7 protein-coding genes and 1 pseudogene are annotated in these 9808 nt (G+C 72.8%); 1 reads left to right on the top strand and 7 read right to left on the bottom strand.

Annotated features, from left to right (window positions below; genetic code table 11):
- Positions 1-1149 (top strand): 23S rRNA (adenine(2503)-C(2))-methyltransferase RlmN (gene rlmN, locus QZ433_RS05940; protein ID WP_295780706.1); only part of this gene is annotated, 1149 nt, incomplete at its 5' end.
- A gap of 49 nt (positions 1150-1198) precedes the next feature.
- Here the strand turns inward: rlmN and QZ433_RS05935 are convergent.
- The 7 genes and pseudogenes from QZ433_RS05935 to QZ433_RS05905 all read right to left on the bottom strand — a co-directional run.
- Complete coding sequence (locus QZ433_RS05935; RefSeq protein ID WP_295780705.1) at positions 1199-1897, bottom strand: FCD domain-containing protein; 699 nt, start codon at positions 1895-1897, stop codon at positions 1199-1201.
- 76 nt (positions 1898-1973) lie between these two features.
- Entirely contained in the window at positions 1974-3407 is a 1434-nt protein-coding gene (locus QZ433_RS05930) for a GntP family transporter (protein WP_295780703.1), read from the bottom strand.
- 35 nt (positions 3408-3442) lie between these two features.
- Positions 3443-4351: an NAD(P)-dependent oxidoreductase gene (locus tag QZ433_RS05925; RefSeq protein ID WP_295780701.1), complete on the bottom strand. Its 909-nt coding sequence runs from the start codon at positions 4349-4351 to the stop codon at positions 3443-3445.
- A 56-nt stretch (positions 4352-4407) separates the two neighbouring features.
- On the bottom strand, positions 4408-5847 hold the full coding sequence (locus tag QZ433_RS05920) for a four-carbon acid sugar kinase family protein (RefSeq protein ID WP_295780699.1): 1440 nt from the start codon (positions 5845-5847) through the stop codon (positions 4408-4410).
- Positions 5848-5968: 121 nt separating this feature from the next.
- Positions 5969-7603 (bottom strand): class F sortase, encoded by a 1635-nt coding sequence (locus tag QZ433_RS05915; protein ID WP_295780698.1) that lies wholly within the window; start codon positions 7601-7603, stop codon positions 5969-5971.
- Positions 7600-8346, bottom strand: a complete 747-nt coding sequence (locus QZ433_RS05910) for a DUF4397 domain-containing protein (protein ID WP_295780696.1) — start codon at positions 8344-8346, stop codon at positions 7600-7602. Before QZ433_RS05910 ends, QZ433_RS05915 begins: the two co-directional genes overlap by 4 nt.
- Before the next feature lie 166 nt (positions 8347-8512).
- Positions 8513-9808 (bottom strand): annotated as a pseudogene (locus QZ433_RS05905) (hypothetical protein); the annotation flags it as partial.

Genomic DNA, 9808 nt, shown 5'->3' with positions numbered 1-9808 from the left:
CCGCTGCTGCAGTTCGCCAGCCCCAAGCGCGGCAAGCCGCCCGTGCACCTGGCCGATCTGACCGCCGACGAGCGCGTCGCCAAGGTGAAGGAGCTGGGCCTGCCCGGCTTCCGCGCGAAGCAGCTCGAGAAGCACTACTTCACGCACTACACCTCCGACCCGGCCGATATGACCGATCTGCCGGCATCCGGTCGCGAAGAACTCGTCGCGGGGATGCTCCCGCCGCTGCTGACCGAGGTGCGCCGTCTCGAGACCGACCGTGGCGACACGATCAAGTTCCTGTGGAAGCTGCACGACGGCGCGCTGGTCGAGTCCGTGCTCATGCGTTACCCCGGCCGCATCACGCTGTGCGTGTCGAGCCAGGCCGGGTGCGGCATGAACTGCCCGTTCTGCGCCACCGGCCAGGCGGGGCTCACGCGCAACATGTCGGCGGCCGAGATCGTCGAGCAGATCGTGCGCGCCAACGCCCTCATCGCCGCCGGTGGGCTCGGCGGGAAGAAGCGCGACGACCACTCCCTCGACCGCGTCTCGAACATCGTCTTCATGGGCATGGGTGAGCCGCTGGCCAACTACGCCCGCGTCATGCAGGCCGTGCGCGTCATGGTCGACAAGGAGCACGGGCTCGGCATGAGCGCGCGCGGCATCACCGTCTCGACGGTCGGGCTCGTTCCCGCGATCAAGAAGCTTGCCGAGGAGGACATCCCGGTGACCTTCGCCCTGTCGCTGCACGCCCCCGACGACGGCTTGCGCGACGAGCTCATCCCGGTGAACTCGCGCTGGAAGGTCGACGAGGCACTGGATGCCGCGCGCGCCTACTTCGACAAGACCGGACGCCGTGTGTCGATCGAGTACGCCCTGATCAAGGACATGAACGACCACGCCTGGCGCGCCGACCTGCTGGCCGACAAGCTCAACGCGCGCGGTCGCGGATGGGTGCACGTGAACCCCATCCCGCTGAACCCGACCCCGGGGTCGATCTGGACGGCATCCGAGGTGCCGGTGCAGAACGAGTTCGTGCGCCGTCTCAACGACGCCGGTATCCCGACGACCCTGCGCGACACCCGCGGCAAGGAGATCGACGGCGCGTGCGGCCAGCTCGTGGCGACCGAAGAAGACGAGGCGGCCGCAGAGGCGACCCCGGTCGGCTGATACCTCCTCGCACGAATGCCCCGGCCCGAGCGGCCGGGGCATTCGTCGTTCAGACGTGCAGCACGTGGGCGCGCAGGTCGTCGAGCGTCTGCTGCATGTGCCCGTCCATCGCGATCCGCGCCGCCTCGGGGTCTCGCGCGCGCAGCGCCTCGAGCACGCGGGAGTGCTCGGCGATCGCGTGCTGCTGGATCACACGCACGCGCGAGGTCTGCGCCCGCCGCTCCGACAGCACCTCGGTCAGAGGCGCGAACATCACGGTCAGGAACGGATTGCGAGACGCCGTCAGGATGCGGTCGTGAAAAGACAGGTCCGCCGCGACGAAGGCGTCGAGGTCGTCAGCCGCGTGAGCGGCGGTCATCGCCTCGAGGTCGGCGGCGACGGCATCCACCTCTTCTTCCGTCGCGCGCTCGGCGGCGAGCGCGGCGGCGCCCGTCTCGAAGATGCGGCGCAGCTCGATCAGCTGCTCGGCGGCCTGCGCGTCGCCCGTCGCCGAGGTGGCCGCGAGGACGGCGGCCAGAGACGTCCACCGCGCGACCGGCTGGACGAACGAGCCGCGGCCGCTCTCGACCCGCACGACCCCGCGGGCCTGCAGCGTCTTGATCGCCTCGCGGACCGTCACCCGACTGACGTCGAAGCGGTCGCCGAGCTCGGGTTCGCTGGGCAGGGCGTGATCGGCGGTCAGGCGCCTCGCGACGATGTCGTCGAAGAGGCCGTCGACGACCTCGTCGACGCGTGAACGTCTCGCCATGGCATCCCCCTTCCGTTCCCAACCTAATCGCCGGGCCGGGGAGCGCGTGTCCCCGACCCGGCGTGCGACCGGCGCGTCAGCCCGCGAGGGCGAACACCGCCCACGTGAGCAGGAACCCGGCGACGCCGAGAACGGTGGTGAGGACGGTCCAGGTGCGCAGACCGTCGGCCACGGTGAGGCCGAGGTAGCGCGTCACGATCCAGAACCCGGCGTCGGTGACCATCGACAGCCCCAGCGATCCGAAGCCGACCGCGACGGCCACCGCGGCGATCTGCAGCGGCGTGTACCCGGCCTCGGCGACGCCCGCCGACAGCAGGCTCGCGGTCGTGACGATCGCGACGGTCGCCGAGCCCTGCGCGGCGCGCAGGGCCAGGGTGATGAGGAACGCCGCGCCCAGAAGCGGCACGCCGAGCGAGTCGAGCGTGAGGGACAGGGCCGTGCCGATGCCCGAGGCCTGCAGGACCGCGCCGAACACGCCGCCACCCGCGACGACGAGCAGGATCGACGCGATCGGCGGCATGGAGCTCTCGAAGACCTCCTGCGTGCGGGCCAGGCCCCAGCGGCGGCGCACGGGCAGGGCGAAGAACGCCACGATCACCGCGACCAGCAGCGCGAACGCCGGAGTGCCCACGAAAGTCGCGATGCCCCGGCCGGTGGAGCCGCTGGGCAGGCTCAGCGAGAGCACCGTCCCGACGAGGATCTGCACGATCGGCAGGGCGATCAGGCCGATGACCAGGCCCGTGCTCGGCGGCGCCATCACGGTGCCGTCGGCGCGGCGGGACTCGATGACGGTGGTGGTCTTGCCGAACTCGGCCATCTGCTCGGCGACGCGCGGGGCGAGGGCGTACTCGGTGCGGTTCATGATGCGCGCGACCCAGAAGCACAGGAAACCGAGCACCGCGCAGATCGGCAGGGCGATCGCGGTGATCAGGCCCAGGTCGGCGCCGAACACTCCCGCGCCCGCGACGATCCCGGGGTGCGGGGGAACGGCGACGTGCACCGACAGCATCAGCCCGAACATCGGCAGGCCGAACACGATCGGCTTCACGCCCGCGATCTTGCTGAAGGCGTAGAGGATCGGCACGAGCACGATCACACCGACCTCGAAGAACACCGGGATCGCCACGACGAAGGCGACGATCGTCAGCGCCACCGCGACGCGCTTCGGTCCGAGGCGGTCGGTGAAGCGCTCGGCGAGATGCTGCACTCCGCCCGACACCTCGATCAGGCGGCCGAGGATCGCGCCCAGGGCGATGATGATGAGTACCTTGCCCATGGTCGATCCGACGCCGTTGGCCACGAGGGTGAAGACGTCGCCCGCAGGGATCTGCGCCGAGAGCGCCACGGCGACGCTCGTGATGAGCAGGGCGAAGAAGGCGTGCACCTTGAACACGATGATGAGCACGAGCAGCAGGGCGATGCCCGCGGCGGCGATCGCCAGCAGCGCGCCGGTGCCGAACTCCACCGCGGGGGCGATGGGCGGGGTGTCGGCCGTGAGGATGGGAAGCATGACGGGATCTCCTTCGATCTCGAGGTGGGGCGTCGTCAGCCGTGACGACGAGCGGGGGCGACGGCCCGGATGACGGCGGAGTCGTCGAGCGACCCGAGTCCCTGCGAACGGCCGGTCAGATAGAGCTGTTCCGCCGCCGCGGCGACGGGCGCGGGAAGACCCAGGCGGCGCGCGGCGTCGCCGACGATGCCCATGTCCTTCACGAAGATGTCGAGGGCGCTGAGCACCTCGGCCCCCTCGTCGTCGTAGGCCTGCAGCATGCGCGGTCCGCGGTTGCCGAGCATGAACGAGGCGGCCGCTCCGCCCATGAGCGCCTCGAGCGTCTTCTCGGGGTCGAGGCCGAGTGCGTCGGCGAGGGCGAGCGCCTCGCCGGCGGCAGCGATGTGTACTCCGCACAGCAGCTGGTTCACCGTCTTCAGGGCCTGCCCGTCTCCGGCGTTGTCGCCGACGACGGTGAGGGTGGATGCCAGCAGCTCGAGCACGGGGGCCGCCTTCTCGCGTGCGGAGGGCGAGGCTCCCACGACGATCAGCAGATCACCCTGACCCGCGCGGACCGGTCCGCCCGACAGGGGCGCGTCGACGAGGTCGATGTCGAGGGCGCCCAGGCGATCGGCGATGGGACGGATGCCGGCGGTGCCGACCGTGCTGGTCAGGATGACGACCGAGCCCGGGCGCAGGGCGGCGGCGATACCGGTGTCGACCCCGAACAGCACCTCGTCGAGCTGGTACTGGTCGCGGACGGCGAGCAGGACGGCATCCGCGCCGGCCACGGCCTCGCGGGCGGAGGGGAAGGCGATCACGCCCTGCTCCTCGGCGAGGGACAGGCGGGCGGGGGCGATGTCGAAACCGTGGACCGTCAGGCCGGTGGCCAGGCGGGTGGCCATGGGGAGGCCCATGGCGCCCAGGCCCAGGACGGCGACGGTGGAGGTGGTGGTGGTGGTCATGGCAGTGCTCCTTTGCGATGCGGGGTGGGGCGGCGGCGGGCGGGCGCCGCGCGGTGTCAGTGGTCGGGGGTGGCCGCGGGGCTGCGCGTGAGGGTGGTGACGACGTGCGCGAGGGCGTCGTCGTCGCCGACGTTTCCGGCGAAGACCACGTAGGGCACGCCCACGGCGGGGCCGTCGACGGGTTGCCAGAGCGAGATGATCCCGGGCAGCAGGGGCCCGCGCACCGTCGCCCGACGCATCGACAGACCGTGTGCGGCCACGTCGCTCGAGGTGATGCCGCCCTTGGCGACGACGAACCGCGGGCGGGTCGCGGCGACGACGTCCTGCACAACCTGGACGACGGCCGACGACACCGTTCGGGCGATCGCGAGGCTCGCGTCGGCGTCGGCGGCCGTGGTGACCGTGCGGGTGGTGCTGACCACCACGTCGCCGAGCTCGAGGGCGGCGATCACGGCGTCGGCGATCCCGCTGAGATAGGCGGGCGCGCCGTCGGAGTCGAGCACGCGCGCCACGTCGATCTCGATGTCGGTCAGGTCGGGATGGACGGCACGCAGACGCGCGAGCTGGCGCGTGGTGACGGCGACGTGCGAGCCCACGACGATGAGCCCGCCCCGCTCGGTCCCGCCGTCGGGGAACACCTCGGCCGCGGTCAGCGGTTCGCGCTGCGCACTGCCGATGCGGGCGCGCACGAACGGGGGGCCGACGCGCGACAGCAGGTTCTTGCCGCGCCGGCGGGCGGCGATCAGGCCGAGCGAGAGCAGGCGCAGGTCGTCCTCGGTCACGACGTCGCACACGATGGGCGTGCGGTGCTCGGCATCCTGGATCGCATCGGCGATGGCCTCGGCGCCCGCGCGAACGACGGCGAGGTCGACGACGATGACGGATGCCGCGGGGTGGCGCCCCTGCGACTTCTCGGCGACCCAGTCGGCGAGGTCGGAGCTGACGTAGCGGAAGGTGGCGTCGCGGGCGAACTCGGTCTCGCCGATGGGGCGCAGCTCGTCGCCCTCGCGCATGTAGTGGGTGCCGCCGATGGTGACGCGTCCGGCGTCGGGGAACGCGGGCACGATGAGCACACCGTCGATGGGGGCCCCGCCCGCGGCCGCGACGGTGTCGGCGAGCGTGTCGGTCTCGAGGGGGAAGTGCCCCCGCAGCGTCGAGTCGCCGCGGCTGACGAACTCGAGCTCGATGCCGGCGTCACGCGCGGCCGTGAGGGCGTTGACGGCCACCTCGCGGTTACGGGTGCGCGCGTCGGCCTCGCCGAGGCTGCGGGCATTGGTGAGCACGTAGACGGCGGGCGCGTCGGTCGAGAAGACGGCGGCGAAGTCCTCGACGTCCCACGCGGTGAGGACGGGCAGGTCGGCGACCGACTGCGTCCCGGTGGGGTCGTCATCGAGCACGACCAGGCGGGAGCCGAGGGCTTCGGAGGCGGCGCGGACCGCGCTCGCGGCGACCTGTCGCGCGGCGGGATAGCCCTGCAGTGCGTGCGCTTCGTTCATCGTCTCACTCCCTTGTGCGGACATAAGCTGTTAGACGTCAGCCATCATATGGCTTTGGGTGGAGAGCGGCAAGAGTCCCCGCGTGCGGGTGGGGAGCACCCGCACGCGTCCGGAGCCGCCGTCAGACGGCGACGGCCGTCACGACGAGATTGTCGACGTAATGGCCGCTGGCCGGATCCCACGCACCGGCGCACGTGACCAGCCGCAGCTGCGGCGTCGGCGTCGGCGCGTAGACCGACTCGGTGGGAAAGCTGTTCTTCTCGACGGTCTGCAGCCCGGTCACCACGAACTCGGCCGTCGACCCGTCGGCGCGGCGCACCGACACCGTGTCGCCGGGCGTCAGTCGCGGCAGGTCGTAGAAAACGGCCGGTCCGGTCGGTGAATCGACGTGGCCCGCGATGACTGCGGGACCGACCTCTCCGGGCAGGACCCCCTTCTCGTACCAGCCGACCGCGTCGTAGTCCCGGGGCGACTGGATCCACCCGTCGGCCCCGCGGTCGAGCCCGACGAGGTCGGAGTCCACCCCGATCGCCGGGATCGAGATGTGCACGGGCGCGGCCGTGTTCGCCGCCGCGGGGGCCACCGGGTCCTGGAACCCGCTCGCCGCGCCGACGCCCGGCGCCGTCGTCGACCCGGAACCCGCCGCACCGGGCGCGTCCGCCGCCGCCGGGTCGCCCGTGAGCGCGGGGCAGCCGTCGAGCACGTCGTCGGTGAGCATCGCCGTGGCGAGGGCCGTCCAGGCCGCACCGTAATACGTGGGGGTGGATGCCGCGGTGTCGGCCATGCGCTGCAGGTCGGCTCGCGCCTCGTCGTCGCGCCCGCTCGCAGCGAGCGCGGCCGCCCGTGCGGCGTACGCGACCGGGTGGCGATCCGACGTGAAGGCGCCGCCGCCCGCGTCGAGCTCGGCGGGCAGCTCGTCTCCGCCGGGGAGCGCCGCGGCCACACGTGCGGCGAGGGCGCGGTCGTCGTCCCGGCACGACTCGGCGAACCGGATGGTCGTGCGCGCGGCGTCGTAGCCGTACGCCGGCTCGCCCCCGCCGCCCGCGGAACCCGCGAGCGCGACGGCGCCGTCGTCGGCGACCGTGGCCCAGTTGGTCGGGAGGGTGTTGGCATCCATCAGTGCGCTCGTCACCGCTGCGCTGCCCGCGGCCAGCTCCTCCCACCGGGGGTCGCCCGACGCGCGCGAGAGCACGTCGAACGCGGCCGGCGACGCGTACGAGGGGTTGTAGGCGTGGGGGGATGCCGTCGCCCACGGTCCCGGCAGCAGGATGCGCCCGAGCGCGGTCTCGGCCGTCATCTCGTCGAGGACCGCGGCGCCGAGCGACACGCCCTGCGCGCGGAGGTCGTCGCGGTCGAAGGCGTCGCCCGCGAGCACCAGGGCGCGCGCCGCATCGAGGTCGGCGTCCGAGGCGGGCTGCTCGTCGACGACGGAGCCGTCCTTCCACTGCCACGCCAGCAGACCGTCGTCGCGTTGCAGGTGGGTGGTCGTCCAGTCCCAGATGCTGTCGAAGCGCGACGGGTCGTCGGCGGCGACGGCGAGGAGCAGGCCGTACGCCTGCCCCTCGCTGACGGTGTCGCCGCCCTGGTCCGTGCGCACCACGCGACCGGCGTCGACGTAGGTGTCGAGGAAGGCCTCGGCCGTCGCCGTGGTGCGGTCGGCGGTATCGGGCTCGGTCGCGGTGCTGCACGCCGCCATCGTCAGGGCGACGACGGTCGCGACCGCGCCGACCGTCGACGCTCGACGTGCGAACGTCACGCGCCCGCCTCGCCCCGGCGGTGCCGGCGCACCGCGATCAGCGCGACGGCGCCCAGCGCCACCGCCGCCGCACCGGCGCCCGCCGCAACGGCACCCGAGGGCGCGGTCGTGGCGGTGGCGGTTCCGCCGCCACCGGTGTGGATGCCGCCGACCGGCATGTCGGCGAGGGTCGCCGAGTCGGTGATGGTCTGCGCCGTGAGCGCTCCCTGGGCGTCATCGAGCACGAAGAGGGTCGAGACCGACCCCGCCGGCAGATCGACGGCCGAGGTCGCGGACTCGTCCGCCCCCGTCAGCTCCAGATCCCACGAACCGGCCGGCACCGCGGCGTAGTCGGTCGCCGACCCCGCGGGCACGTCGCGCGCGATCGGGCGCCCCTGGGCGGTGTCGACGTTCACCGTCGGCTCGACCGTCGAGGCCTGCACGACGCGCACCCGCGCCTGGCCGGCGGCGGGGGCCGAGAGGTCGTCCTCGAACACCCTGGTCTTCAGATCGGCGTTGCGGCCGTACGCGGCGACCGTGAGCGGCTCGCCCTCGGCGATGTCGATCGACTGCTGCACGACCGGCTGCGTGCCGTCGGCGGCATCCGAGGGCACCATCGACACGACGTACGTGCCGTCGGCGAGGGGGATGTAGGGGCTCACCGCACCGTAGGCGACGTCGTCGAGCTCGTACACCACGGCTCCGCCGGCGAGCGCCGTCAGCTGCACGTCGACCGACTTGGTGTCGGGGGAGAGGTGCGCCACGCGCGCCCACCCGCCGGGGGCGGTGGGGGCCGCGGAGGCGGCGGGGCGGTGGCGACGCCGATCCCGGCGGTGAGCAGGGCGGCAGCGCCGATCGCGGCGAGCCGCGCGGGACGGAAAGAGGGGGTGGAACGGAACATGGCGGTCCTTTCGTGGGGGGAGGAGAGGATCAGGAGGTGGGACGGGGGAGCAGGTCGACCGGCTCGTCGGGAGAGAACGTGATGACCACGCCCGCGTCGCCGCGTTCGACCGAGACCGGGCGCAGGGGGCCGGTCAGCGACTCGTAGAAGCGCAGCAGGGCGTCGGCCCCGGCGGCATCCCCGCGGGCATCCTGACCCGCGAACGAGCTGACGATGAGCTGACGGTGCACGCCCGAGGGGTCGCCCTCGAGCTGCGTGATGTCGGCCACGTCGATCCGGCCCTGCGACGACAGCTGGCCGAGGGTCAGCAGGATGCGTCCGTCGACGACGCCCGAGGTGAGCAGGTCCTGCTCCTCGCCGGGGACGCCGACGTCGGGGTTCTGCAGCACCTGCTGCCCGGCCACAGACCGGGCGGCGTAGAGGCCGTCGTCGGCGGCCTGCGCGAGCGCCGCCTGCGCGGTGTCGACCAGGCGCACGTCGACCTTCTGCGCGCCGTCACCGAACGACGCCACGACGGCGCTGTTCTCGATCGCCTGGCGCACGGTCGGGAACTCGGTCGGGAAGGTGCGCATGGAGTCGGTCGTGACGACGTAGTCGTAGTCGCGCCACCCGTCGGGGGCGAGCCGCTGCACGTCGGTGTCGGTGTCGGCCTTGTAGTACCAAACGACGTTCTCGCGCTCGAAGCCGGCGCGCACCAGGTCGACCCACATCGCATCGTCCACGAGCATGCGCGAGTCGGCGGGGGCGTTCTGCGTCATCCACGCCTCGGCGTCGCGCAGCGGGCGGTCGAGGTCGGCGAGCAGGAACCCGCGCAGCTGCGCGGCCCACAGCGGACCCGCGGCCAGCACCGCGACGATGAGTCCGACGGCGGTGGCGACGCCGCCGATGCGCCGCAGGGCGCCGTGGGAGCGCAGGGCCTCGACGGCCACCTGGCCCATTCCGGCGACGACCACGGCCGCGAACGGCAGCAGCATGATGACGTACGGCACGGGCAGGTACCCCCCGCGGAACATGAACGCCGTCAGGGCCAGCAGGGCGATCGCCCACGGACGCAGTCGGCGCACGAACAGCGCCGCGACGGCGGCCGCGAGCGCCGTGACGATGAGGACGGCATCGAGCTGCCACCACAGTCCGACGGTGCGCGACATGAGGCTCTCGGGGTCGAACAGCGATCCGCTGCCCTCGCGCGAGGCGAGCTGGAAGGCCAGTCCGTCCCACAGGCTCACGCGCCCGGGAGCGGGAGCGACCTCGCCCTTGACCAGGGCGAAGGCGACGTAGGCGAGGCCGATGAGCCCCAGCACGGCCGAGGCGACCGACAGGGTGTA

Origin of the sequence: uncultured Microbacterium sp., assembly GCF_913776565.1 — a bacterium.
Taxonomy (GTDB): Bacteria; Actinomycetota; Actinomycetes; order Actinomycetales; family Microbacteriaceae; genus Microbacterium.
Note: the sequence above shows the minus strand (reverse complement) of the source record. Positions and strands in the feature narration are given on the sequence as shown.